General features: G+C 63.4%; 22 protein-coding genes and 2 rRNA genes. 5 read left to right on the forward strand and 19 right to left on the reverse strand.

Annotation, left to right across the window (positions count from 1 at the left end):
- The 3 genes from BM193_RS26880 to BM193_RS26890 form a co-directional block, all read left to right on the forward strand.
- Positions 1 to 258, forward strand: a 23S ribosomal RNA gene (locus BM193_RS26880); the annotation flags it as partial.
- A gap of 136 nt (positions 259 to 394) precedes the next feature.
- A 5S ribosomal RNA gene (gene rrf / locus BM193_RS26885) occupies positions 395 to 507 on the forward strand.
- A gap of 110 nt (positions 508 to 617) precedes the next feature.
- Entirely contained in the window at positions 618 to 1,916 is a 1,299-nt protein-coding gene (locus BM193_RS26890) for a leucine-rich repeat-containing protein kinase family protein (RefSeq protein WP_092804105.1), read from the forward strand.
- A 55-nt stretch (positions 1,917 to 1,971) separates the two neighbouring features.
- Here BM193_RS26890 and BM193_RS26895 read toward each other — a convergent pair whose 3' ends face one another.
- Complete coding sequence (locus BM193_RS26895; RefSeq protein WP_092804108.1) at positions 1,972 to 3,237, reverse strand: nitronate monooxygenase; 1,266 nt, start codon at positions 3,235 to 3,237, stop codon at positions 1,972 to 1,974.
- A gap of 186 nt (positions 3,238 to 3,423) precedes the next feature.
- Positions 3,424 to 3,909 carry a YajQ family cyclic di-GMP-binding protein gene (locus BM193_RS26900; RefSeq protein ID WP_034759416.1) on the reverse strand — a complete coding sequence of 162 codons (486 nt, stop codon included), beginning with the start codon at positions 3,907 to 3,909 and terminating at the stop codon, positions 3,424 to 3,426.
- Positions 3,910 to 4,094: 185 nt separating this feature from the next.
- Here BM193_RS26900 and murB point away from each other — a divergent pair, with 185 nt between their 5' ends.
- Positions 4,095 to 5,123 (forward strand): UDP-N-acetylmuramate dehydrogenase, encoded by a 1,029-nt coding sequence (gene murB / locus BM193_RS26905; RefSeq protein ID WP_092804111.1) that lies wholly within the window; start codon positions 4,095 to 4,097, stop codon positions 5,121 to 5,123.
- A 70-nt stretch (positions 5,124 to 5,193) separates the two neighbouring features.
- Here murB and BM193_RS26910 read toward each other — a convergent pair whose 3' ends face one another.
- The 15 genes from BM193_RS26910 to BM193_RS26980 all read right to left on the reverse strand — a co-directional run bounded on the left by BM193_RS26910 (position 5,194) and on the right by BM193_RS26980 (position 23,141).
- Positions 5,194 to 5,508, reverse strand: a complete 315-nt coding sequence (locus BM193_RS26910; protein ID WP_092804114.1) for a pyrimidine/purine nucleoside phosphorylase — start codon at positions 5,506 to 5,508, stop codon at positions 5,194 to 5,196.
- A 25-nt stretch (positions 5,509 to 5,533) separates the two neighbouring features.
- The gene (locus BM193_RS26915) at positions 5,534 to 6,559 is read right to left on the reverse strand and encodes a diguanylate cyclase (protein ID WP_092804117.1); all 1,026 of its coding nucleotides are present in this window, start codon (positions 6,557 to 6,559) and stop codon (positions 5,534 to 5,536) included.
- 10 nt (positions 6,560 to 6,569) lie between these two features.
- On the reverse strand, positions 6,570 to 7,622 hold the full coding sequence (cheB, locus tag BM193_RS26920; RefSeq protein WP_092804243.1) for a chemotaxis-specific protein-glutamate methyltransferase CheB: 1,053 nt from the start codon (positions 7,620 to 7,622) through the stop codon (positions 6,570 to 6,572).
- A gap of 10 nt (positions 7,623 to 7,632) precedes the next feature.
- Positions 7,633 to 9,945: a hybrid sensor histidine kinase/response regulator gene (locus BM193_RS26925; RefSeq protein ID WP_092804120.1), complete on the reverse strand. Its 2,313-nt coding sequence runs from the start codon at positions 9,943 to 9,945 to the stop codon at positions 7,633 to 7,635.
- The gene (locus BM193_RS26930; RefSeq protein ID WP_092804123.1) at positions 9,942 to 10,628 is read right to left on the reverse strand and encodes a chemotaxis protein CheW; all 687 of its coding nucleotides are present in this window, start codon (positions 10,626 to 10,628) and stop codon (positions 9,942 to 9,944) included. The genes BM193_RS26925 and BM193_RS26930 overlap by 4 nt, the downstream gene beginning before the upstream one ends.
- Positions 10,629 to 10,637: 9 nt before the next feature.
- A complete protein-coding gene (locus BM193_RS26935) occupies positions 10,638 to 11,879 on the reverse strand; it encodes a CheR family methyltransferase (RefSeq protein ID WP_092804126.1) in 1,242 nt (413 codons plus the stop codon).
- The gene (locus BM193_RS26940; protein WP_092804129.1) at positions 11,876 to 12,331 is read right to left on the reverse strand and encodes a chemotaxis protein CheW; all 456 of its coding nucleotides are present in this window, start codon (positions 12,329 to 12,331) and stop codon (positions 11,876 to 11,878) included. The genes BM193_RS26935 and BM193_RS26940 overlap by 4 nt, the downstream gene beginning before the upstream one ends.
- A gap of 3 nt (positions 12,332 to 12,334) precedes the next feature.
- The gene (locus BM193_RS26945) at positions 12,335 to 14,146 is read right to left on the reverse strand and encodes a methyl-accepting chemotaxis protein (RefSeq protein ID WP_092804132.1); all 1,812 of its coding nucleotides are present in this window, start codon (positions 14,144 to 14,146) and stop codon (positions 12,335 to 12,337) included.
- A gap of 190 nt (positions 14,147 to 14,336) precedes the next feature.
- Positions 14,337 to 15,572 (reverse strand): argininosuccinate synthase, encoded by a 1,236-nt coding sequence (locus BM193_RS26950; protein ID WP_034759383.1) that lies wholly within the window; start codon positions 15,570 to 15,572, stop codon positions 14,337 to 14,339.
- Positions 15,573 to 15,641: 69 nt separating this feature from the next.
- Positions 15,642 to 16,562: an ornithine carbamoyltransferase gene (argF, locus tag BM193_RS26955; protein WP_092804135.1), complete on the reverse strand. Its 921-nt coding sequence runs from the start codon at positions 16,560 to 16,562 to the stop codon at positions 15,642 to 15,644.
- A gap of 285 nt (positions 16,563 to 16,847) precedes the next feature.
- Positions 16,848 to 19,694, reverse strand: a complete 2,847-nt coding sequence (locus BM193_RS29330) for an ATP-binding protein (protein WP_092804138.1) — start codon at positions 19,692 to 19,694, stop codon at positions 16,848 to 16,850.
- A 176-nt stretch (positions 19,695 to 19,870) separates the two neighbouring features.
- Positions 19,871 to 20,320 carry a hypothetical protein gene (locus BM193_RS26965; protein ID WP_092804141.1) on the reverse strand — a complete coding sequence of 150 codons (450 nt, stop codon included), beginning with the start codon at positions 20,318 to 20,320 and terminating at the stop codon, positions 19,871 to 19,873.
- Between the two features lie 276 nt (positions 20,321 to 20,596).
- Positions 20,597 to 21,502, reverse strand: coding sequence for a ribosome small subunit-dependent GTPase A (gene rsgA / locus BM193_RS26970; RefSeq protein ID WP_092804144.1), 906 nt, complete (start codon positions 21,500 to 21,502; stop codon positions 20,597 to 20,599).
- Positions 21,499 to 21,864, reverse strand: a complete 366-nt coding sequence (locus BM193_RS26975; RefSeq protein WP_092804147.1) for a 4a-hydroxytetrahydrobiopterin dehydratase — start codon at positions 21,862 to 21,864, stop codon at positions 21,499 to 21,501. Before BM193_RS26975 ends, rsgA begins: the two co-directional genes overlap by 4 nt.
- Positions 21,861 to 23,141, reverse strand: a complete 1,281-nt coding sequence (locus tag BM193_RS26980) for a M48 family metallopeptidase (protein ID WP_092804150.1) — start codon at positions 23,139 to 23,141, stop codon at positions 21,861 to 21,863. The genes BM193_RS26975 and BM193_RS26980 overlap by 4 nt, the downstream gene beginning before the upstream one ends.
- A gap of 56 nt (positions 23,142 to 23,197) precedes the next feature.
- On the opposite strand from BM193_RS26980, the gene orn reads away from it, so the two are divergent.
- Complete coding sequence (gene orn, locus BM193_RS26985) at positions 23,198 to 23,794, forward strand: oligoribonuclease (protein WP_175533435.1); 597 nt, start codon at positions 23,198 to 23,200, stop codon at positions 23,792 to 23,794.
- 138 nt (positions 23,795 to 23,932) lie between these two features.
- Here orn and BM193_RS26990 read toward each other — a convergent pair whose 3' ends face one another.
- Both BM193_RS26990 and gcvA read right to left on the reverse strand, forming a co-directional pair.
- Positions 23,933 to 24,277 carry a hypothetical protein gene (locus BM193_RS26990; RefSeq protein WP_092804153.1) on the reverse strand — a complete coding sequence of 115 codons (345 nt, stop codon included), beginning with the start codon at positions 24,275 to 24,277 and terminating at the stop codon, positions 23,933 to 23,935.
- On the reverse strand, positions 24,274 to 25,218 hold the full coding sequence (gene gcvA, locus BM193_RS26995; RefSeq protein ID WP_092832572.1) for a transcriptional regulator GcvA: 945 nt from the start codon (positions 25,216 to 25,218) through the stop codon (positions 24,274 to 24,276). Before gcvA ends, BM193_RS26990 begins: the two co-directional genes overlap by 4 nt.
- Between the last annotated feature and the right edge of the window lie 39 nt (positions 25,219 to 25,257).

The raw sequence follows: 25,257 nt of genomic DNA on the forward strand, positions 1-25,257 counted from the left end.
CTGCTCCTAGTACGAGAGGACCGGAGTGGACGAACCTCTGGTGTACCGGTTGTCACGCCAGTGGCATTGCCGGGTAGCTAAGTTCGGAAGAGATAACCGCTGAAAGCATCTAAGCGGGAAACTTGCCTTGAGATGAGATTTCCCAGAGCCTTGAGCTCTTTGAAGGGTCGTTCGAGACCAGGACGTTGATAGGCTGGGTGTGGAAGTGCAGTAATGCATTAAGCTAACCAGTACTAATTGCCCGTACGGCTTGTCCCTATAACCTTAGCAGGTACAGAGGATAAGACGGTACAACGTTGCGAGTGTGTTGATACCATTCATTACCCCGATCTTTGCTTCTTCCAGATTCAGACAGTTGTTGCCCTACAGGGAACAGTATGTCGTACAAGTTATGCCTGATGACCATAGCAAGTTGGTCCCACCCCTTCCCATCCCGAACAGGACCGTGAAACAACTTTGCGCCGATGATAGTGCTGCAACCAGTGTGAAAGTAGGTTATCGTCAGGCTTGTTATTCGAAAAAACCCCCATCGTTGATACGGTGGGGGTTTTTTTACGTCCGCTGGATTTGGCGATACCAGCGCTTGCCGGGTTTTTGAAAGGGATATCTTGTCTGCTGTGCATACATTGGAGCAATTACGCGCTGGCCAACTGGCCGGCGTGCGCCGCCTGAAGCTGTCGTGTGGCCTGAGCGAGTTCCCCTCCGAGATCTTTGACCTGGCCGACAGCCTGGAAATTCTCGATTTGTCCGGCAACGCACTTTCCATGCTGCCGGATGACTTGCCGCGCCTGTACAAGCTGCGCATCATTTTCTGCTCGGACAATTTGTTTACCACCTTGCCCGCCGTGCTCGGTTCCTGCCGCGAGCTGAGCATGATCGGCTTCAAGGCCAACCGCATCCGCCACGTGCCGGCCGCGGCCTTGCCGCCCAAGCTGCGCTGGCTGACCCTGACCGATAACTGCATCGAAGTCTTGCCGGACGAGCTGGGCCAGTGCGGGCAGTTGCAGAAACTCATGCTGGCGGGAAACTGCCTGAGCCACTTGCCCGCCTCGCTGGCCGATTGCCATCGCCTGGAACTGGTGCGCATCGCCGCCAACCGTTTCACGGCGCTGCCCGCTGTCCTGTTGTCCTTGCCGCGCCTGGGCTGGCTCGCCTATGCCGGCAATCCGTTTACGCAAGCGCAGGAACTGGCGGCACTGGCCGATGCGGCTACCGCAGGCGTGGCCTGGACGCGGCTGGAGCTGGCGCAGCAACTGGGCGAGGGCGCGTCGGGCGTCATTTACCAGGCCCGTCTGGATGGACGGGATGCTGTTGCCGTGAAGGTATTCAAGGGGGCGATGACCAGCGATGGCTTGCCGCGCAGCGAGATGGCCGCCTGCGTCAGTGCGGGCGCCCACGCAGGCCTGATTCCCATCCTGGGCACCCTGGACGCGCATCCGCAACAGGCGATGGGGCTGGTGATGCCGCTCATCGATGCGGCCTTCCGCAACTTGGCTGGTCCGCCCAGCCTGCAGTCATGCACGCGTGATGTGTATGCCGAGGACCTGCGTTTCAGTACGCAGCAAGCGCTGGCGATTGCCCATGGCATCGCCTCGGCAGTGCGCCAGCTGCATGCGCGCGGCATCGTGCATGGTGATCTGTATGCCCACAATATCCTGCATGCGGACGCGGGCGCCTGCCTGCTGGGCGATTTTGGCGCCGCCTCGATGTTCGTGCCCGGCTCGCCTGAAGGGGCCTTGTTGCAAGGCATCGAGGCGCGCGCCTTTGGCGTGCTGCTCGGTGAGTTGATCGGGCATGCCGAGCTGCCATTGCCCGCCCTGCAGGCCCTGATGGATGCCTGCATGCAGGAAGAGCCGCTGCGGCGGCCACCGTTTGACGTCATCGAACGGGCATTGCGGGACCTGCTCCCGGCATAAAAAAATGGCGCAGCCTGCGAAGGCTGCGCCATTTTTGTTTTCAAGTTCAGCAGATTCAGCCGGCTGCCAGGATTTCTTTTTCCGGCAAGGCGATCTGGTTGTCGACGCTGAACTGGTAATCCTTGAAGACGTGTTCGGCCGTCAGGATCTGGTATTCGCCATTGTCCAGCTTGTGCGTGGTGTCCTTCAGGCGGTACGTATAGTGGCCGCAGGTCCAGCAGTTGAAGTTGCGCATGTGCGTGCACAGGCAGGTCTTGTCCATCACGACGACGGTTTTTTGCTCCGGATGGGCAGCGACTTCGCGGTTGTACGAGTTGATGTAGGCACAGTTGCCCGTCGCATCGAGCAGGTAGCCATACGATTCGCAGCCCGGGCGGATACCGGCGCCGATGGCGGGCGTGTTTTTCAGCATGCGCATCGGGTAGCCCGTCGGCGAGACGCCGTTAACGATGATGTCTTCTTCCGAGGCCTTGTAGTATTCCTGCTTGACCTTGTGCGGCAGGCCGCATTCATTCGTCACGGTAAAGCGCGTCGCCACTTGCACGCCGGCCGCGCCCGCTTCCAGGAAGGAGACGGCATCGCTGCCCGTGAAAATGCCGCCAGCGGCGATCAGCGGGATGTCCAGCTGTTCCGCCTTCAGGTAAGCCAGCAGTTCGGCCGTGATCGTGTGCAGGTCGTAATTGGCCCAGTCCATGCCGAAACCCAGGTGGCCGCCGGCCAGTGGGCCCTCGACGATGATGAAGTCGGGCAAACGGTCCAGCTTGGCGTTCTTGCGCAGGAAAATCTGCAGGGCGCGCACGGACGAGACGATGATGCCCAGCTTGGCATCGCGGAAGCGCGGATGGTCCGCCATCAGGGCGAACGAACCGAAGTGCAAGCCGGCGGACAGGGTGATGCCGTCGATGCCGGCGTCCAGCGCCGCGTTCAGGCGCACGCGCAAGGTTTCGCGCGGGCCGTTCATGGTCAGCTTCTCCATGCAATTGACGAAGATCAAGCCATCGCCTTTTTTCGCTTCCATGGTGCGACCGATATGCAGACGCTGCGCTTCGGCCAGACGGCCCAGGTCGAACTGCACGACGGCCTTGTCGCTGTTATTGATGTTGAACTTGTACAGTTTCGTCTTGTCTTTGACGAAAGTGGTGTCGAAACGGCGATCCGACACGTCTTCCACCATGGCATCGGAGATATGCCCGATACCGTTCAGCCGGGCCGCTTCCAGGGCCAGCTCCGACGTGGAAATATCCACACCCATTCCGCCTATCATGATGGGCACATATTCTTTTTTGCCAAATCGCAGGCGGAAATCATCAACACGTTTCATTGCTATCCTTAGACTACCGTGGTTATCACTGAGCCAGATGTACGGTCATGCCCGCTGCCGGTCCGGCGTGCGGGCGTGCATGTCGCTGTGCACAGCTTCAATTCTACCCCAAGCGGGCAGGCTCTCCGAGGCGGAGCCTGCCATCATGCCGCGCGAACGCAGGCCTGATCGCGCGCTTGCTCGAAATTAATCGCGGAAATTGTTAAATTCCAGCGGCATGTCCGGCACGTCCTTGCGCAGCATGGCCATGGCCGCCTGCAGGTCGTCGCGCTTGGCGCCCGTGACGCGCACGGCTTCACCCTGGATGCTCGCTTGCACTTTCATCTTGCTGTCCTTGATGACGCGCACGATCTTTTTCGCATCATCCGATTCGATGCCATTCTTGATCTTGATGATCTGCTTGACCTTGTCACCGCCGATCTTCTTGATGTCGCCTTCGTCGAGGAAGCGCACATCGACCTTGCGTTTGGTCAATTTGTTGGTCAGCACGTCGCGCACCTGGCTGAGCTGGAATTCCGAGTCGGCGAACGCGGTCAATTCGTTTTCCTTGTGCTCGACGCGCGCGTCGCTACCCTTGAAGTCGAAGCGGGTCGTGATTTCCTTGTTGGATTGTTCGACGGCATTCTTGACTTCGATCATATCGGCTTCGGAGACTACATCAAATGACGGCATGGTCTGTTCCTTTTCTTGTTAAAGCGAGCGCACGCTCGGCGCGCTGGGCCTTGGCGGCTGATTCTGCGCCATGGGACGGCCCTGTTAAAGATGCGACATTTTAACGGACAACGGGCAAGTCGCCCTTGTCCTGAGGTGGTTTTTTGTCGCTTTCGCTCTATAATCGAGCAAAATTTCCCTATCCCATGCATCCAGAGCTCACCATCGAACACAATTACTCCCTCCAGCGCCTGAATACCTTCGGCATCCCGGCCAACGCGGCCGCTTACGTCCGCATCACGTCGCAGGCCCAATTGCAGGCTGCGCTGCAAGACCCCGCCTTGTCCGCCATGCCGCACTTGATCCTGGGCGGCGGCAGCAACATCGTGCTGACGGGCGACTTTCCCGGCGCCGTGCTGCACATGGCCACGCGCGGCATGCGCCTGGCGCAGGCGGACTTCGAGACGATACTCGTCACGGCCGCGGCCGGCGAAAACTGGCACGACTTCGTGCAGTGGACCCTGGCCCAAGGCGTGGGCGGGCTGGAAAACCTGTCATTGATCCCCGGCACGGTGGGCGCGGCGCCTATCCAGAATATTGGCGCGTATGGCGTTGAAATCAAGGATTATCTGCATAAGGTGAGCGTCATGCACAGCGCCAGCGGCATCGTCTTCGACATGGACCGCGACGCCTGCCGCTTCGCCTACCGCGACAGCATCTTCAAGCAGGCGGACGGCCGCGAGCTGATCGTGCTGGAAGTGACGTTTGCCTTGCCCGCCGAGTGGCGGCCGAACTTGCGCTACGCGGAACTGGCGCAGGCCGTAGCCGAGCGCAATCTTGCCGAACCGACAGCACAGCAGGTGGCCGAGACGGTGATGGCGATCCGCCGGCGAAAATTGCCGGACCCGGCCGTGATCGGCAATGCGGGCAGTTTCTTCAAGAATCCCGTGGTGTCGCGCGAACAATGCGCGGCCCTGCTGGAACGCTTTCCCACCCTCGTGCACCATGCGCAGCCCGATGGCACGGAAAAGCTGGCGGCCGGCTGGCTGATCGATCAGTGTGGCTGGAAGGGGAAAAACCTGGGGCCCGCGGGAGTGTATCCCAAGCAGGCGCTGGTTCTGGTGAATAATGGCGGCGCTCGTGGCGCGGACATTACCCGGCTGGCGGAAGCGATACAGGATGATGTAGAGGCGAAATATGGCGTGCGCCTGTCGCCCGAGCCTGTGTTTATCTAGATAGTCGATCCGTGCTTGAAAAAATGTTCAGGGCAGTGCAATGCAGCCATGGACGTTTTTTCTGCGCAGATTAGCCGAAGTGGCAAACGTAGTCGACAGTTTCGACCGTTTCGATATCAAAATAGCTATTGCCCGGGATGTTGAATTCCGTACCCGCGCCATAGCTGTTCCATTGCGTCGCGTCGGCCAGGCGCACCTTGCACAGGCCGCCGACGACTTCCATGATTTCCGGCGCGCCCGTATTGAAGCGCAGCGATGACGGAAAAATCACGCCCACGCTTTTCTTCGTGCCATCGGCCAGGATGACGTTGTGCGAGACGCACTTGCCATCAAAGTAGATATTCGATTTCTTGACGACGCTGACATTGTCCAGTTGTGTGCTCATGCTTCACTTTCCTTGCGGTTAAAAATCAGTCATTGACGTCATCGGCGCTCAGCACGCTGTTGCGTCCGCCACGCTTGGCCGCATACAGGGCGCGGTCGGCGCGGTTGATCAGCTGCTCGATGGTCGAATCGGGCGAGGGCACGACGGTGGCCACGCCAATCGAGATGGTGACGATGCCCGTGCTGGCTGCCGGGTTTTCGATCTGCAAGCCTTCCAGGTGGCGCCGGCACGCTTCGGCGATCATCAGCGCGCCTGGCGCCTCCGTTTCGGGCAGGATCAGGGCAAATTCCTCGCCACCGTAGCGGGCCGCCAGGTCGGCGGGGCGTTTCAGGTGTTCTGTCAGCACGGCGGCGACTTTCTTCAGGCCCAGGTCGCCCGCCAGGTGGCCGAAATGGTCGTTATAGCTCTTGAAATGGTCGATATCGCAGAACAGCAGGCTCAGTGGCGCCTTGTCGCGCTGGCCCCGCTGCCATTCGAAATGCAGGGTTTCATCGAAGCGGCGGCGGTTGGCGATGCCCGTCAAGCCGTCGAGGGCGGCCAGTTTCTGCAACTCGATATTCGCGTCGGCCAGATTCTTTTGACTTTCGCGCAGGAAGCGGAATGCCTGGTCGCGCTGCAAGCGGCTGATGTGGGCCGCCGAGTGGTAGCGTATGCGCGCCAGCAATTCCAGCCGGTCCGGCAATTTCACCACGTAATCATTGGCGCCCACGGCAAAGCTGTGCGCCTTGAGTTTCGGATCATCCTTGGCCGACAGCACGATCACCGGCACGTGCGCCAGCGCCTCGTGTTCGCGGTACAGCTGGATCAAGGCGAAGCCGTCGATGCCGGGCAGCACTAGGTCTTGCAGGATGACGGTGGGCTGCAGGCGCAGCGCCGTGTCCAGCGCCTGGCTGGCGTCGGTCACGTAATGGAATTCGATATCCTGCTGGTCGCTCAGCATGCGCCGGATTGCCTCAGCAATAATCAACTGGTCGTCCACCAGCAGGACGCTGACCTTGAATTCGGTCAGCGCAGGCTCGTGCTGGATGAAACTGGAGGAAAATTCTGGCATTGCATTCTTTTCAGATGTTAGGGGAGGGCTCCCCCCCATTGTTGAGTTTGACGCCCAGGCGGCTGCGCAGGCTGGCGCCGATCTTATCCAGAGGCAAAATTTGCTGTGCCGCATCGAGTTCAGCCGCCGCGCGCGGCATGCCATACACGGCACTGCTGGCCTGGTCTTGCGCCATGGTCGTCTTGCCCGCGCGGCGCATGGCCAGCAAGCCGTCGCCGCCATCGCGGCCCATGCCGGTCAGCAAGACGCCTATGGCATCGCCACGCCAATGCTGTGCCACGCAATGGAAAAAGACGTCGACCGACGGACGGTAAACATACTCGCGTGGTGCTGCATCGTAACTCAAACGATAATTTTGATCTAGAAGCAAGTGATCATTGGTCTTGGCGACGAGCACCGTGCCGGCCACCAGTTCGTCGCCGTCGGCGATCACGCGCACGGGCATGTCCAGCTGGTCATCGAGCCATTTGGCGAAGTGCGAGGCGAAGGTTTCATCGATATGCTGCACCACCACGATGGCGCAGCCGGGCGGCGCGTTCCAGCCGGACAGCACCCTGGCCACGGCCGAAGGACCGCCCGTCGACGCGCCGATGGCCACCAGCGACGTCACCTGGCCGTCGCCCCGTTCCGCGCCATTCGCGGGCGCCTGGCGCGGCGGCGGCGCTTCGGCGCTGTGGCGTATCAGCTTGCCGATGGTCTTGATCTTCGCCAGCAGCTCGCTGTCGCCGCCCACCTTGCCCTGCAGGACAGGCGTGGCGGTGACGTCGAGCGCGCCGGCGCCCAGGGCGCGGAAGACCTGGTTGACATTGTCCTGCGGGCGGCCCGTGACGACCAGGATGGCGCACGGGCTTTGTTCCATGATCAGGCGCGTGGCCTCGACGCCATCCATCTCCGGCATGTTCAGGTCCATCAGGATCAGGTCGGGACGGTTGTCCAGGCACATGCGCACCGCTTCCAGTCCCGTGCGGGCGATCCACAGCACCTGGTGTTCCTGCGTGCTGGCCACCACCCGGCGCAAGGCCTCGGCGGCCATCGCGACATCGTTGGCAATGGCAATTTTCATGAAACACAGCTCATAGACGCGCATCTCCTATCAGGTCGGCCACCGCGTCGAGCAAGGTCTCGTCATGGAAGCTGCCCTTGGTTAGATAATAGTCGGCGCCGGCGGACAGGCCGCGCGCGCGGTCCTCCGGGCGATCCTTGTACGACACGATCATCACCGGCAGCTTGTGCAGGTGCAGATCCTTCTTGATCAGCGACACCAGTTCAATGCCATCCATGCGCGGCATGTCGACGTCGGTGATCACCAGGTCATATTCTCCGCTGCGCACCACGTTCCAGCCGTCGATGCCATCGATGGCCACGTCGACCTCGAAGCCGCGCCCCAGCAGCAGCTTGCGCTCCATCTCGCGCACCGTCAGCGAATCGTCGACCACCAGGATACGCTTGGCGCGGCGCTGCTGCGCCTGGCCCGCCTGCGCCAACTGGTGCAGGCCGCCTTCGTGCAGCAGCTTGTCGATCGACAGCAGCAGGTCGGGCACGTCGAGGATCAGCACCGGTTCGCCGTTATCCAGCAGGGCGGCGGCGGAAATGTCGCGCATCTTGCCGAAGATCGGGTCGATGGCCTGCACCGCCAGGCTTTGCTCGCCGCGGATGGCGTCCACCACCAGCGCATAGCTTTGCTTGCCGCGTCCGATCACCACCACCGGCAAATCATCGGCGCTGCTGGCGCTCTCGCCCAGTTCCAGCACCTGCGCCGCCGAGACGAGACCCAGGTGCTCGCCCTTGAGTTCAAAGAACTGCTTGTTTTCCAGCGTATGGATGGCCGCCTGCGGCACGCGCACCACGCTTTCCACCTTGACGATGGGGATGGCATAGGCTTCGCCCTGGATGTCGATCACCAGCGCGCGCACGATCGACTGCGTCAGGGGCAGGGTGATGAGGGCGCGGAAACCGCGTCCCGGCTCGGACTCCAGGCGCACCGTGCCGTTTTGCTGGCGTATCGTCTCGTGCACGATGTCGAGGCCCACGCCGCGCCCTGATAGCTGATTCGCCGTCGCCTTCAGGCTGAAGGCGGGCAGGAATAAAAACTCCAGCAGCTCGCCCGGCGACAGCGCGGCCGCCATCGCGGGGCTGGCCATCTTGCGCTCGATCACGGACTGGCGGATTTTTTCCAGGTCGACGCCGCGCCCGTCGTCGCTGATCTCGATGCTGAGCATGCCGGCGCGGTGGCGCGCTTCCATGCGTATCGTGCCCAGCGCCTCCTTGCCCGCCTCGATGCGCTCGTACGGGCCTTCCATGCCGTGGTCGATGGCGTTGCGCAGCATGTGGTTCAGCGGGCTTTCGATCTTCGCCAGGATGTCGCGGTCGACCAGGGTGTCTTCGCCGTCGATCTCCAGCTGCACTTCCTTGCCCAGGCTGCGCGCCAGGTCGCGCACCATACGGGGAAACGCGTGGATGCCGTCGCGGAAAGGGCGCATGCGCAGCGCCAGCACTTCATCGACCATGCCCTGCGAGACGGCCAGCAGGCGCCGTTCATAGGTTTCGATGTCGGCGATGTGTTCGAGCATGAACTGCTTCAGCGGCTGCGTCTTTTGCAGCGCCAGCAGGGATTTTTCCATCAGGCCCGCGTCGCCGGAACGCGAAATGGCTTCGTGCAGGTGCTCGATGGCGGAAAACAGGCTGCTCTGGTTGCGCTTGAAGCGCTGCAGGGCGCCGATGAACGGGTGCATCTGGTGCGCATTGATGCGCGATTCGCTGGCCAGCGACAGCAATTTATCGAAATTTTGCGCCGGCGCCTTGGCCGCCGACGCGGCACCGCCGGCACGCGGCGCGGCGGCCGGCTCCTCGCCCGCCAGGCCGCTGGCCACGGGGGCTTGCGGCTCGGCTTCGGACGGCAATGGCGCAGGCGCTGGCGCAACTGGCGCAGCTGCCGCTGCTGGCGCCGAAGGCAGGGCCGGCAATTCGGGCAGGTCGGCGATGCCGGCGATGGCGTTCAGGGTCTGGTCGATCTGCGCCGCGTTGGCGGCCAGCCAGGCTTCGGCGCCCGCGTCGTCCAGGCGCGACAGCTGCACGATCAGGTCGACGCCCGACAGCAGCACGTCGACCCGTTCCGGCGTGAGTTTCAATCGGCCGTGCTGGGCGGCGACAAAGCTGTCCTCCATGCCGTGCGCCAGCTGCACCACCACTTGCAGGCCGACGATGGCGGCCGCGCCCTTGATCGAGTGCGCCGCGCGCATCATCGATTCGACGGCGGCTGCATCGCCCGCATGGCGTTCCATGGCCAGCAGGCCATCGGTCAGTATCTGCGTCTGGCTGTCGGCCTCCATGCGGAACAGGTCCAGCATGGAAAAGGCACTCAGGTCGCCCTGCTGGTCCTGGCTCATCGTAGTAGTCTCGCAAGTTGAAAGCCGATCAGCGCCGTGTCCAGGCAGCCGATGCGCATGTCGCCCTCGGTGATGACGCCCGACAGGAAGCGCGACAGGCCCTTGTTGATGGTGGCGGCGGGCGCCTGCACCTTGGCCGAGGAAAAGCGCACGATGCCGTGCAGGTCGGCCACGGGCAGGGCATACGCCTGTTCTTCCCAGCGCATCAGCAGCAGGCGCGCAAACGTGTGGCGGCCCTTGGCCGCCGGCGCGCCCTGTTCGTCGATGCCCAGCAGCTGCGCCAGCGACATGCACGGATACAGCTTGCCGCCGATGTTGACGATGCCGGCCAGGCCGCGCCCGCCGCGGTGCGGCAGCGCATGGGGCGCGGCCTGCGGCGCGACGGAATCGAACACGCGCGTGGGCAGCGCCAGCCATTCGCGGCCGATGCGAAACACCAGCACCGAGCTGTCGCGCACGTCGCCGTCCGCGCCGAGCTGGCGGAAGTGGCTGGCCCAGTCCTGCTGGTAGTGCGCGTCCACGGGGCGCTGCAGGTTGCGCTGGGCGGCGCCCGCATACACGTCGCAGTTGCGGCAATGCACGTTGGCCGGCAGCTTGGGGCAGCTCTGGTCGCCGACCACGCCGATATGGTTCCAGCAATCCTCGATGGCGTCAGGGGACTCGCTGCCGATGATGGTTGTCATGCGTTCCCCTTAGTTGGACGCCTGGCGGCGCTGGTAGATGCGCGCCGCGCGCGCCTTCAGGGTGGTGGCCGCCGTGTGGTTGCCATTGCGTTCGGCCAGCAGGGCCAGGTGGCACAGCGCCTCGTAATGGTCGGGCTGCAGGTAGATGCAGCGGCGCCAGTAGTCGTCGGCCAGGTCCATCTTGCCGGCCAGTTCGTTGATGATGCCCAGCATGAAATATGCTTCCGCCGCCTCGGGCACCCTGGCCAGGTGGGCATGGCATTTTTCACCCGCTTCGCGCAGCAGGCCGCGGTCGGCCAGCAGGCGCGCCTCGGCCAGCAGGTCCGTTGGCGCGGACGGTGTCTGCACGGGCACGGGACGGGGGCGTGGCGCCGCCGGCAATGGCGCAGCAGTGGTGCGGGCGGGCGCGGGACGGGGCGCGGGCGGCACGCTGCGCAGCGCGCGCGCCGGCGGCAAGGCGGCCACCTGGATCACGGCCGCAGGCGGCGTCGCCTCCTTCTTCAGCGCGAAGGCCTGGCGGAACTGCAGCGGCGCGAAGCCATTCTGGCAGAACGACGGCACTTCCGCGTAACCGGCCAGCAGCATGCCATCGTCGGCCAGCAGGGCGGACAGGTTGGCGATGGCCGCGCGCGTGGTCGGTTTGTCAAAATAGATCAGCAGGTTGCGGCAGAAAATGACGTCGTAGTGCTTTTTGTAGGTGGCCGTGTCGAATTGCAGCAGGTTGCCCTGCCTGAAAGTGACCTGCTCGCGTAAGGCGTCGATGATGCGGTAGGCGTCGTCGGCCACGTGCGTGAAATAGCGCTCGCGGAAGGCCACGTCCTGCGCGCGGAAGGCGTTGCGGCCATAGATGCCCGCCTGCGCCCGCTCGATGCAGCCGGGGCTCAGGTCATACGCGTCGATGCTGAAGGCCTGCTTCGGCACGCCGCCGTCGCGCAGCGCCATGGCCATCGAATACGGTTCTTCGCCGCCCGCGCACGGGATCGACAGGATGCGCGTGGCGCGCCCGCGCGCCCAGCGTTCCTGCACCAGTTCGACGGTGGCGTAAAACGCCTGCGGATCGCGGAACAGCCACGATTCGGGCACCACCACCAGCTCGATCAGCTGCGTCATTTCGGCCGGCGTGATGGCCTGCAGATAGGCTTCGCTATCGGCAAATCCCGTTTGCTCCATGCGCTGGCCGACGGCCCGCTCGGCCACCGATTTCGACACGGACAGGCCGGTGGCGCGGCGCAGCAGGGTTTGCGCCGTCATGCCGCGCTCCCGCGCTGGAACAGCAGCGCGCGCACGTCCGGCGGCAGCAAGTGCTCCAGTTCCACCAGTTGCACGATGCCGTCCGCGTCGCTGGCCACCTGGCCCAGGAAGGGCGCCGTGGCCACGCCGCTGTCATCGAGTTTTTGCGGGTCGATGTCGGCGATGCCGCGTACCTGCGAGGCCAGCAAGCCCAGCGCATGCGTGGCGCCATCGGGCGCGCGGTAGTCGACGACGACGATGCGCGTGTCGAACTGCGCCGCCGCCGGCGCCAGGCCGGCCAGGCGCGACAGGTCGATCACGGGCACGGGCGCGCCATGCAAGTCCATCAGGCCGGCCACATAGTCTGGCGTGAGCGGCAACTGCTTCAGTTCCAGCAGCGGCAGCACGCGCACGATGCCGGCCAGTGGCAAGCCATAGCGGTCGCGTCCGATGTGAAAAAGCAGTACTTTCATGGGTCAGATGGTCACGGCGAAGGTCGAGACGCTCGATTGCAGGTCGCCGGCCGCATATTGCAGCTGGTGCACCGCCTCGCTGGTGGCCTTCAAGGACTCCACCGTCTGCTGCGTGGCGTCATTGAGCTGCATCATGGTGTCGGAAATCTGCGACGCGCCGATGGCCTGCGACTGCATGCCTTGCAGCACGGCGTCAAATTGCGGCGTGAGTTTTTGCACCTGGTCCATCACGGACGACAGCTGCTCGGCCACTTGCCGCACCTCGCCCACGCTGCGGCGAATTTCCTCCGAGAATTTATCCATGCCCATCACGCTGGCCGACACGGCCGACTGCATTTCCTTGAGCATCTGTTCGATATCCCAGGTGGAGACGGAGGTCTGGTCGGCCAGGCGGCGGATCTCGGTGGCCACCACGGAGAAGCCGCGGCCCGCCTCGCCCGCCTTTTCCGCCTCGATGGCGGCGTTCAGCGAGAGGATGTTGGTCTGGTCGGCCACCTTGGTGATGGTGATCAGCACGCTGTTGATATTGCTGGCCTTTTCCGACAGGGCGGCCAGCTTGGCGTTGATGGAATCGGTGGCCGAGACCATGTGCTGCATGGTCGAATCCATGCGTTTCAGGTTGTTTTGCGCTTCGGCCGTGGCGTTCGTCGTGTAGTCGGCCACGGCGGTGGCGTCTTCCATGGTTTTCAGCAACTGGCTCGTATTGGCCGAGATTTCCTTGGTGGTGCTGAGGATTTCCACGCTGGTTTGCGCCTGCTCGATGCCCGTGGCTTCCTGCTGGCGCGCCGAGGCGGCGATTTCCGTGGCCGAGGTGGTCACCTGGATGCCGGCCTTTTGCACGTTGTTGAGCAGGCTGCGCAGGTTTTCGAACATCTTCGCCAGGCCATTGCCCAGCTGGCCGATGGCGTCGCTGCCCGTGATGCTGACCTTGCCCGTCAGGTCGCCCGAGGCGGCCTTCGACACCACTTCCAGCAGCGAGTCGACCTTGGCGCGCAGGGTATTCGTGGCCGCCAGTTCATTGGCCTGGTTGTCCTGGATGGTTTGCGCCATGCGGTTGAATTCTTGCGTGACCTTGCCCAGCTCGTCACCGGAGACGATGGCGGCGCGCGCGCCTTGCTCGCCGCCGGCGATGCGGCCGACGGCATCGGTCAGGTTGTTCAGCGGGCCGAGGATGGACTTGGCCAGGATGTAGGAAATGCCCAGCGCCAGCACGATGCACAGCACGCCGCCCAGCGCCAGGGTCAGCAGCATGGTTTCCTGCAGGCGCGCCGAGGTGGCGGTGCGTTCGGCCAGCAGGCGGTTTTCCTCGGCGGCCGCTTCGTCGAGCAGCTTGTTCGCCTGCAGGATGCCGGGCGAGCCGGCGGCAGGCACCAGGCGCGCCACCGCTTCCGTGGCGCCCGGCGTATTGCCCAGTGCGCGGCGTTTTTCAATCAGCGGGTTGATCCATTCCTTGACCCAGTCCGTGGCCAGCTGGTCGATCTTGCGGAAGCGTTCCGCCTGCGCCTTGTTATCGGTCGTCATGGTCATGGCTTTTTGCGTGTGCTGCGTGAGCACGGCCGTCTCGTCCGTTTCCGGGTTCAGCGAGACTTCATTGCCGCTCAGGATGTAGCCGCGCGTTTCCACCTGGATTTGCAGGATGGAATTATGAATCTTGTCGATCTCGACCAGCACTTCCATCGTGTGCCGGTCCCAGGCATTGGCTTCCGACAGGCGCGTGAAGCTGTTGTAGGCTACACCCAGCAGTATCAGGATGATGGCCACGATCGAGCCGAAGCCCAGGTACAGTTTATTCTTGATACTCAGGTCTTTGAACATGGGAGGGCTCCGGAAGCGGGAAGGTCAGCATAATTGCACTGTAGCATTTTGCCATGCGTACCGCAAAAGGGGGGCAATCTCGGGGCGTGCCGGGGCGTAAATCGCGGCCGAGTGCGCTGTAAATGCAAAAAAGCCGCCCGCAGGCGGCTTTTGCCGGGAGTACAGGAAGCGTTGCCGCCTCCCGTCCGGCTTACTTCTGGCCGCGCTTTTCGCGGGCGATGGCGGCGATGCGCATGCGCAAGGCGTTCAGCTTGATGAAGCCGCCGGCGTCGGCCTGGTTGTAGGCGCCGCCGTCTTCGTCGAAGGTGGCGATGTTCATGTCGAACAGCGAATCGGTCTTCGAATCGCGCGAGACGACGATGACATTGCCCTTGTACAGCTTGATGCGTACCCAGCCGTTCACGGTTTCCTGCGTGTGGTCGATCAGGGTTTGCAGGGCGACGCGCTCGGGCGCCCACCAGTAGCCGTTGTAGATCATCGACGCGTAGCGCGGCATCAGGTCGTCTTTCAGGTGGGCCACTTCGCGGTCCAGGGTGATCGATTCGATGGCGCGGTGGGCCTTGAGCATGATGGTGCCGCCCGGGGTTTCATAGCAGCCGCGCGATTTCATGCCGACGTAGCGGTTTTCCACCAGGTCCAGGCGGCCTACGCCATGCTTGCCGCCAACCTTGTTCAGTTCGGCCAGCACGGTGGCGGGCGACATGCGCACGCCGTTGATGGCGACGATGTCGCCTTTTTCGTATTCGATGTCCAGGTATTCCGCTTCGTCCGGCGCCTTTTCAGGGCTGACGGTCCAGCGCCACATGGTCTCTTCCGCTTCGGCGCTGGGGTTTTCCAGGTGGCGGCCTTCAAAGCTGATGTGCAGCAAGTTGGCATCCATCGAGTACGGCGCGCCGCCGTTCTTGTGCTTCATGTCGATTTCGATGCCGGCGTCTTCCGCGTACTTCAGCAGTTTTTCGCGCGACAGCAGATCCCACTCGCGCCATGGGGCGATGATTTTCACGCCCGGTTTCAGCGCATAGGCGCCCAGTTCGAAACGCACCTGGTCGTTGCCCTTGCCGGTCGCGCCGTGCGAGATGGCGTCGGCGCCCGTGGCGTTGGCGATTTCGATCAGGCGCTTGGCGATCAGCGGACGGGCGATCGAGGTGCCCAGCAGGTATTCGCCTTCGTAGACGGTGTTGGCGCGGAACATCGGGAAGACGAAATCGCGCACGAATTCCTCGCGCACGTCTTCAATATGGATGTTTTCCGGCTTGATGCCGAATTTGATGGCCTTGGCGCGTGCCGGTTCCAGTTCTTCGCCCTGGCCCAGGTCGGCCGTGAAGGTGACGATTTCGCACTGGTAGTTATCTTGCAGCCATTTCAGGATGACGGAGGTGTCGAGTCCGCCCGAATAGGCCAGGACTACTTTTTTAATGTCGCTCATATTGCTTCCAGTTGTCGTTGTCGATGTATGTGTTGCGATGCTGCCAGGTTTTATGCAGTGCCAGGCGAATTATTGGATTTTACCGAGTAACAGGTATTCGATCAGCGCTTTTTGCACGTGCAAACGGTTTTCCGCCTCGTCCCACACCACCGATTGCGGGCCGTCGATCACTTCGGCGGCCACTTCCTCGCCGCGGTGGGCGGGCAGGCAGTGCATGAACAGGGCGTCCGGCGCGGCGCGGGCCATCTTCGCGCCATCGACGATCCAGCCGTCGAAGGCGGCGATACGTGCCGCGTTTTCCGCTTCGTAACCCATGCTGGTCCACACGTCCGTGTTGACCAGGTGCGCGCCTGCGCAGGCGTCGGACGGGTTGGCAAAGAAGGTGTAGCGCTCGGTCTTGACTTGCGACAGGTCGATGTCATAGCCCTTCGGCGTCGATACGTTGACGTGGAAGCCGAACACTTCGGCCGCCTGCAGCCACGAATACAGCATGTTGTTGGCGTCGCCGATCCAGGCGACGACCTTGCCGGCGATCGAGCCGCGGTGTTCGATATAGGTGAAGATGTCGGCAAAGACCTGGCACGGGTGGTGTTCATTGGTCAGGCCATTGATCACGGGCACGCGCGAATTGGCGGCGAAGCGTTCGATGATTTCCTGGCCAAACGTGCGTACCATGATGATGTCGCACATGCGCGACATGACCTGGCCCGCGTCTTCCACCGGCTCGCCGCGGCCCAGTTGCGAGTCGCGCGTGTTCAGGTAGATGGCGGCCCCGCCCAGCTGGTGCATGCCGGCCTCGAACGAGAGGCGCGTGCGGGTCGAGTTCTTTTCAAAGACCATCACCAGGGTGCGGTCGATCAGTGGATGGTAGATTTCGTAATTCTTGAACTTGCGCTTGATCAGATGGGCGCGTTCGATCACATATTCGTACTCTTCCAACGTGAAATCGGAGAACTGGAGGTAATGCTTGATCGGTTTTTTTGTCGACATAATGACCACTTGAAGATGCGCAGGCCGCCGGCGGCGTGCCTTTCCCGCCGGGTTGCATCAGCGTCAGACTGCCTGCTGATGCTTGCCTTGCCCGGCGCGCTGCTGTGTTGATCGGTGCCCGTGCCGGTATGCCGCGCGGGTCGATGCGGTTTGCCAAGTTGTAAATCGTGCAATGGCAGGGACTTCAGCCATTCAATTATAAGGGTTTTGCTTTTAGATTGGAAAGACTGGCCGGATGGGGACTTGTGTAGACAAGTGGCCGCGTCCAGCCCGGGTCTTGCCGGCTCAATAGATGTTGGCCGGCGTGGCCGCATCGATCCGCGGCGCCACCAGCGGCAGGTCGAGCGTGAAGCGCGTGCCGGCGGGGCTGCTGGCCACCTGGATGCCGCCGCCCAGCAGGGCCGTGACGATGTTGTAGCTGATCGACAAACCCAGGCCGCTGCCGCCCTGGCCCAGCTTGGTGGTGAAGAAGGGGTCGAAGATGCGCGACAGATGCTGCTCCGCGATGCCGCCGCCGTTGTCTTCGAAGACGATCTGCACGCGCGCCCCCTCCACCGTGGCGGACAGGCGCATGCGGCCCGTGCTGGCGCTGCCATCGTTGTGCTGGTCGAAGGCGTGCAGCAGGGCATTGTTGATCAGGTTGGTGATCACCTGGCCGAACGGGCCCGGATAGCTGTCCATGGCGATGCCGAAGTCGATCTCTATCTCGATGCGGTGGCCCGAGCTGCGGATGCGGTTCATGACGGTGGCGATGATTTCATTGCTCACTTGCTGCAGGTCGAACTGGCGCCGCTGCTCGGTGGTGCGGTCGACGGCCACCTGCTTGAAGCTGTTGACCAGGTCGGCGGCGCTGTGCAGGCCGCGCATCACCAGCGCCGACGCCTTGCCCGCATCCTCGATATAGCTGGCCAGGTCCGAGCGGCGCAGGCCGGGACCGTTCATCAGGCGTTCCACGTCTTCCGTTTTCTGTTGCATGGTGCTGGCGATCAATAAACTGTTGCCGATCGGGGTATTGAGTTCATGCGCCACGCCCGCCATCAGCGAGCCGAGGGCGGCCAGTTTTTCCTGCGACACCAACTGCGCCTGGGCATCCTGCAGCTGGCGGTAGGCGCTGGCGTTGTCGAGCGCGATGGCGCCATACGCGCACAGGGTGCGGAAGATCAGCCGCTCGCGTTCGCCATACGCGTTGGCTTGGCAAGCCTGCACGGTCATCACGCCCAGCACGCGCTCGCCCACCATCAGCGGCACGTACAGCACGCTCTGGTTATGCAGGGTGCCGGGCACGGTGTAGGCGTGGCGGCGCGGGGGCACCTGGGCGATATACACTTCGCGCCGGCCCAGCAGGCAGCGCACGGAATAGGCGCGCGGATTGCTCAGCGGAATGGCATTGTCGGGCAGGGGGCGTCCCGCTTCCATGCCGTGCGCGCGCCGCAGGGCCGTGCCGGCCGGATCGAGCATGTAGACGGCGAAGGTATTCACGGGCAGCAGGGCGTGCACGTGGCGGTCCAGCACCTGGAACACGGCGCTGGCGTCGAGGTGGGTGGTGATTTCCTGGCCGATGGCCGACAGGCGCTCCAGCGTGTCGCTGGTCTGCTGCAGCACTTCGGCGCGGCGCGCCTCGGAGGCGGCCAGTTCGCGGTGATGGTAGCCTTCCGAGCGCGCATGTTCCGTCTGATGATGCACCTGCATGGCGATGGCGCGGTTGGTGGCTTGCTGCGTATGGCTCTTTTCGCGCGCCACGCCCGCATCGAGGGCGATATCGTAGGCGCGCGCGTAGTCGCCCGCATGCGCATATTCGCGCGCCAGCGCGTCGAGCAGCTCGCCCGGCGGCACATAGCCGTCGATGGAGGCGGCCACCTGCAGCGCCTGGTGCAGGAAGTGCAGGGCGGGATTGCGTTCCTGCATGCCCGCCGGCGGCGGCAGTTCATGGCGCGCATGCAACATCGCCAGCACGCGCAGCGCCGCCACCTGGTGCATGGCGTCGCCCTGCGCGGCGGCCAGCTGGCGCGCCCGCTGCGCCGCCTGGTGCGCCTCGTCCGGGCGGTCCAGATAGGACAGCGCATGCGCGCTGCCGCGCTGCGCCATGCTGCGGAAATCGGCCTGGCCCAGCGCCTCGGCCCGTTGCGCCAGGCGGCTGAAGGCGTCGAGCGCCGTGTCGTAGTCGCCCTTGTCCAGGCTCAGCTCGCCCAAGTGGAACAGGGCGTTGGCATACGTGCGCGCACCGGACACGGGGGCCAGGATGTGCAGCGCTTCGCGCAGCAATTCCTCGGCGGCGCCAAGGCGGCCCAGCTTGCGCATGGTTTCGGCCGTGTGCGTCTGGCCGGCGCCGATGCTGCGCGGCCAGCCCGTCGGGCGCGCCAGGTCCAGCGCGCACTGCATCCATTCGAGCGCCGATTCGTGGTCGTTGAGGCTGCCGAAACAGTCGCCGATATTGATGGCCGCCGTGATGGCGCCGCGCAGCTGGCCGCTTTCCAGCGCCGCTTCATAGCTTTGCATGTAGTGGCCGGCGGCCGTGCCCAGGTCGCGCGAGGTATGCGCCAGCAAGCCGCGGAAGTCGTGCACCCAGGCGGCCAGCGGCGCGGGCCGCTTTGCGCTGTCATCCATGAACTGGGTGCCCCAGCGGGCCAGGGCGGCCGGCGCATCGCGCAGGACGGCCCAGCGCGCCGTGGCCGCATCGGCCAGGCTGGCGCGCATGCTGTCGCCGGCGCTGCGCGCCTGTTCGCTTGCCGCCTGCAGTTCGGCATCGCAGCGCGCATGGTCGCCACGGTCGACGGCGATCGACGACAGCAGCCAGTGCGCGTCGGCACAGCCGGCACCGTCGCCGTGCGCGCACAGGGTGGCGCGTGCCTGCAGGGCCAGCGCTTCGGCCGCGTCCAGCGCGCCTTGCAGCCATGCCACTTCCGCCTGCACCAGTTGCAGGCGCGCGCATGCCTGTTCCCGCGCCACAGATCCGAGGTCGGCAAGCGGCAGCAGCAACCGCGTTTCGTCGCCCAGTCGGATGGCCCGCGCACAATCACGTTGCCGCAAGTGCCACGACAGCAACAGCAGCAGCGGGATGCGCTCGGCGCCGCGCAAGGGCTGCAGCGCATTTTCCCACTGCGCTATTTCGTGTTCGAGCGCGAACATTTCCATTCGACAAATCTCCCCGCGGCGTCAGCCTGCAAGGGATCAGGCCGTACTCCATTGTCGTGCATTGTAAGCTGCAAACGGGGGGAATTGTTCAGTACGCTGGACAGATTTCATGTGGCGGCGCGGCGCCGCGCAGCGTCAGCTGCCGCGGCGGCGGCACCGTGCGCAGGCGGCTTCGCTCAGCGCGAGACGAGGCGGATCGACGTCGCGCCGTCCTCGCGCATGGCGCTACGGCTGTCGGCGGGTATGCGCAAGCCGGGCAGTACCTGGGCGTCGTCGATGACCACATGTTCGCCGGCATCGCTGAAGGCGAAGGCGGCGCCGCGCCGGGTGACGAATTTTCCTGGCGCCTGCGGGAACAGTTCCACTTCCGCCTTGTCGCGGCGCTGGTTCTTGTCGCTCAGGCGACCAAAGAAATGCTGGCTCTGTTCGCGGACGATGAGGATTTGATCATTCGACAGTAAATACTGCTGTTCGATCTGCTGTGCTTCCTCCGCCGTGACGCGATATGGCGAGTTGACGCTGACTCTGACGCTGTCAGGCGTGGCGGGAGGGCTTTGCGCCAGGGCGCCGGCGCTGGCAAGGGACAACAGGATGGCGGCAATCGGGAAAAAACGTACGCTTGGCATGACATTCACCTTCAATCAGGGTTGAGGATAGGGGATTAGACCGTGGCGTCACTGCGAGGTTTCCTGCAGGGACTGATGCCAAGGTAGCAAGCGCCCCGCGTCATCGCCAGCGCCAGGCGATGAACGGCCGGTTTCATGCGCTGAACTGCAGAAAACCGGCATTGAATGGTTTTTGGGATTAAACGTGGAAAGCAGGCTCGACGGCAAAATTATATTTTGCCGGTTTGCCGATGGCTATCGTGAAGTTCGACAGGCTGCCTGCCTCCTGATGCGGGATCAGTACAGGGTCTGCGCCGATTCGTGCAGCAGCTGGCCATACAGGGTATGGCGCATCTTGGTGATCTTGCCTTCAGACAAGGCTTGCAGGATGGCGCACTGCGGCTCGATCAGGTGGCGGCAGTTATAGAACTTGCAGCCGCCCAGATAGGGCTGGAACTCGCGGAAAGCCCGCTCGAGCATGCCTTCGGACAGATGGTACAGGCCGAACTCCTGGAAGCCGGGCGAGTCGATGATGGAACTGTTGGCCCCCAGTTCATCGAGCTTGTACAGGCGCGTAAAGGTCGTCGTGTGCTTGCCCGTGTCGAGCGCGGCCGAGATTTCGCGCACGGCGATGTCGGCGTCCGGCACCAGCAGGTTGATCAACGACGACTTGCCCATGCCCGACTGGCCGATCAGGATCGACGACTGGCCCGCCAGCAGGGGCGCCAGGGTGGCCACGGCGTGTTCCGGTGCGGCGCGCGCCGACACTTCATCGACGGGATAGCCCATCGAGGAATATGGCAGCAGGCGTTCGCGGGCCCGTTCCAGCGAAGCCGTCACGTCCGTCTTGTTGAGGATGATGCGCGCCTCGATGCCGGCCGCGTCGGCCGCCACCAGCGAGCGCGAGATCAGGTCGTCGGCAAAGCCCGGTTCCGTCGCCACGACGATGAACAGCTGCGTCAAATTGGCCGCCAGCAGCTTCGATTTGTACTGGTCCGAGCGGTACAGCAGGGTCTTGCGTTCCTCGATGCGGTCGATGACGGCCTGGTCGTTGGAAGTGCGCGTCAGGTGCACGATGTCGCCCACGGCCACATTGGTTTTCTTGCCGCGCGTCACGCATTGCAGCTTGGCGCCATCCACGTCGGCCAGGTAGTGGCGGCCGTGGGCGGCGATGATGATGCCCGTCAACTTGCCTTCGCTCATGGGGCCACCTGGCTGCTTTGATAGAGCAGGTCCGCCTTGGCGGCGCAGATAAAGTCGTTTTCGGACAGGCCGCCGGCGCCTTGGTTGACCGAGTGCGTGTCGTAGCGCACGGCGCAGGTTTTGTAAGTAATGATGAGCTCCGGATGGTGATCTTGCGTATGGGTCATATAGGCCAGGGCGTTCACGAACGCCAGGGTCTGGTAATAATTCTTGAAGCCGAAGTCGCGGCACAGCTTGCCGTTTTGCAGCGTCCACTGGGGCAGCAGGGCATGCAGGGTGGCGATATCCGTGTCGCCCAGCGCCTGCTGGCGCGGCGCGCAGCGCAGCTGGGCCAAGTCTTGCAATGTGGATGGCGTATTCATGCGGCAGCCCCTTTCAGGTGGCGGATGCGCACGCTGGCCGGCGGGTGCGAGTCGTAAAAGGCCGAGTGCAGCGGGTCGGGCGTCAGGGTCGAGGCATTGTCCTCGTACATTTTTACCAAAGCCGAAACCAGGTCGTCCGCCTGCGTGTGCGTGGCGGCGAAGGCGTCGGCCTCGAATTCGTGCTTGCGCGAGCTGAGCGAGGTCAACGGTCCCAGCAGGAAAGTGAAGACGGGCAAGGCCAGCATGAACAGCAGCAGGGCCAGCGCATCGGTCGGCTGGCCAGTGAGCGCCAGCGCGACAGGGTCGACGCCCAGACCCGCATAGAACCACGGCTGGGTCTTCAGGAAACCCAGCAGCGCGAGGAAGCCCAGCGAGATGAGGAACATCATGGCGATGCGCTTGACGATGTGCTTGAGCTTGAAGTGCCCCAGTTCATGCGCCAGCACGGCTTCGATTTCCTGCGGTGCCAGGCGCGACAGCAAGGTGTCGAAGAAGACGATGCGCTTGTTGGCGCCGAAACCCGAGAAATACGCATTGCCGTGGGCGCTGCGCTTCGAGCCATCCATGACGAACAGGCCTTTCGAGGCGAAACCCACGCGCTGCATCAAGCCTTCGATGCGGCTTTTCAGCGCCTCGTCGGCCAGCGGCGTGAATTTGTTGAACAGCGGGGCGATGACGGTGGGGAACAGCACCATCATCAGCAGCTGGAAGCCGCTCCAGACGCACCACGCGTACAGCCACCACAGGCCGCCACTTTTCGCCATCAGGGTCAGCACGACCCAGATCAGCGGCAAGCCGATGGCCGCGCCCAGGCCCACGCCCTTGAGCATGTCCGTGAAGAACAGCTTGCGCGGCATGGTGTTGAAGCCGAAGCGCTGTTCCAGCACGAATTGGCGGTAATAGTCGAAGGGCAGGTCGATCAGGCCGGAAATGGCGGCAAAGGCGGCGATCAGGCCGATCTGGTACAGCATCGGCGATCCCGGCCCCGTGAGTTCGTGCAAGTACAGCGCCAGCCATTGCAGGCCACCCAGCAGGGTAAAACCGATCAGCACGGCATAGTTGACCAGCAGGGTCAGCAGCCCGAACTTGGTCTTGGCCACCGTGTAGTCGGCCGCCTTCTGGTGCGCGGCCAGGGGGATCTTTTCCGCGAATTCGGCAGGCACGGCAGCGCGGTGCGCCAGCACGTGGCGGATCTGCCGCGAGGCGAGCCAGAAGCGCACGGCCAGGGTCAAAACGAGGACGGATACAAACAAAATCGAAAACGCGAGTGAATACATTCTGTGCCTGTGAGAAAATGGCTGATTATTTAGTTTGATTAGGCCAAGAGAGAATTATGTCACAAGCGACCGACTTAACCACATCCACCTCCGCTCCCGTCGTCCCGGCACGTCCCAATGAGATGAACCTGGTCTGGGTCGACATGGAAATGACGGGCCTGGAGCCCGATACCGACCGCATCATCGAAGTGGCGGTGGTGGTGACGGACATGCATTTGAACCTGCTGGCCGAAGGCCCTGTGTTCGTGATCCACCAGTCGGATGAAACCCTGAACAAGATGGATGCCTGGAACAAGGGCACGCATGGCCGCTCGGGGCTGATCGACAAGGTCAAGGCGTCGACCGTGACGGAAGCGCAGGCGGAAGCGGAGCTGATCGCCTTCCTGAAGAAATATGTGCCGGCAGGCAAGTCGCCCATGTGCGGCAACACCATCGGCCAGGACCGCCGCTTCATGGTGCGCGGCATGCCGAAGCTGGAAGCGTTCTTCCACTATCGCAATGTTGATGTGTCGACACTGAAAGAGCTGTGCAAGCGCTGGAAGCCGGAAATCGCCACCGGCTTCAAGAAACACCAGAAGCACACGGCGCTGGCCGATATTCTGGAATCGATCGAAGAATTGAAGTACTACCGCGAGCACTTCATCAAATTGTAAGTTGAAAACGCCTCACAAAACCTACTGCGCGTCGGTATAGGCGGCCTGCGATGCTCACCGTACTAGAGTACGGTTGCGCTTCTTAGCCACCTCTCCCTTCCGCTCGCTACGGTTTTGTGAGGCGTCGCGAAGGTTCTGTTACATCGTATCAAAGTCAAAATCGAGGGTGTGCCAAACGCCGTCTTCATCCCGCCACTCCAGCGCAAACGGTCCCGTTTGCCGCAAGTGCGTGATCCAGCGTACTTCGCCCGGCTGGCGGAAATAGGTCGTGCACTGGCCGAACAGCTGGCCCAGCCGGCACAGCACCAATCCCTCGCCCGCCACGGCGCACCATTGCTCATCGGCATCGATCAGGGCCACGGCCGGATCGCCATAGAATTCGCCCAGGCTCGCTTGCCGGCCATCGGCGCGCGTCACCCTGGCATGTTCGTATTCGTGCTGGACGAGATATTGGGCGCTGCGCGCCAGTTCCTGCTGAGTCATGCTGCCTCCACGGTGGGCCAGACGGTTTCCTGGTCGGCGCGCGCCTCGGCGATCAGCCATTCGCAAAACAGGTGCACGAGGGGCCGCGTTTCCGCCTGGGGCGAGCGCAGCAAATAATAGCAGTGCGGGCCGCGCACGGCGTGGTCGAACACGCGCACCAGGCGGCCCGAGCGCAGATCGTCGCCGATCAGGGGACTGGCGGCAATCGCCACGCCCTGGCCGCTGGCGGCCGCGTCGAGGCACAGATAGGTGTGCGAAAAGCGCGCGCCGCTGTTGCCGCTATTGCCGCTGTAATGCACGCCGCAGCTGTGCAGCCAGCGCGTCCAGTCGATCTCGCCGGGCAGGTGCACTTCCGGTTCGTCGTGCAGCAGCGGGTAGCGCAGCAGGTCGGCGGGCTGGCGCAGGCTGGCGGCGTTGGCGCGGAAATCGGGACTGCAGACGGCGGAAAACCATTCTTCCATCAATAAATCCACTTTCAGGCCCGGATAGCGGCCCGGCCCCAGGCGGATGGCCACGTCCACGCCGTCGCGCGCCAGGTCCACCGGATGCATCGAGGCCAGCACGCGCAGCTCGATCTGCGGGTAGCGGTCGCGCAAGCGGCCCAGGCGCGGCATCAGCCAGCGCGAGACGAGCGAGCTGGTGGCCGTCACCGTCACCACCTTGTCGTCGCCCTGGCGCCGCGCCTGCTCGGAAACGTCGGCCAGCTGGTTGAGGATGGGCCCCAGCGAGGCCGCATAGCGCTGGCCGGCGTTGGTGAGCACCACGCCGCGCGGCAGGCGCTGGAACAGCACGATGCCCAGCCACGCTTCCAGCTGTTTCACATGGTGGCCGATGGCGCCGGCCGAGACGTGCAATTCCTCGCCCGCCCGCTGGAAGCCTTCATGGCGGGCGGCCGCCTCGAAGGCGTGCAGGGCGGCAAGTGGGGGCAGGGGACGTGACATGGCACTCTTCAAGAATTGAGCCTCAGTAATATTCGGCCT

This window comes from Janthinobacterium sp. 344 (assembly GCF_900112025.1).
GTDB lineage: Bacteria > Pseudomonadota > Gammaproteobacteria > Burkholderiales > Burkholderiaceae_D > Janthinobacterium.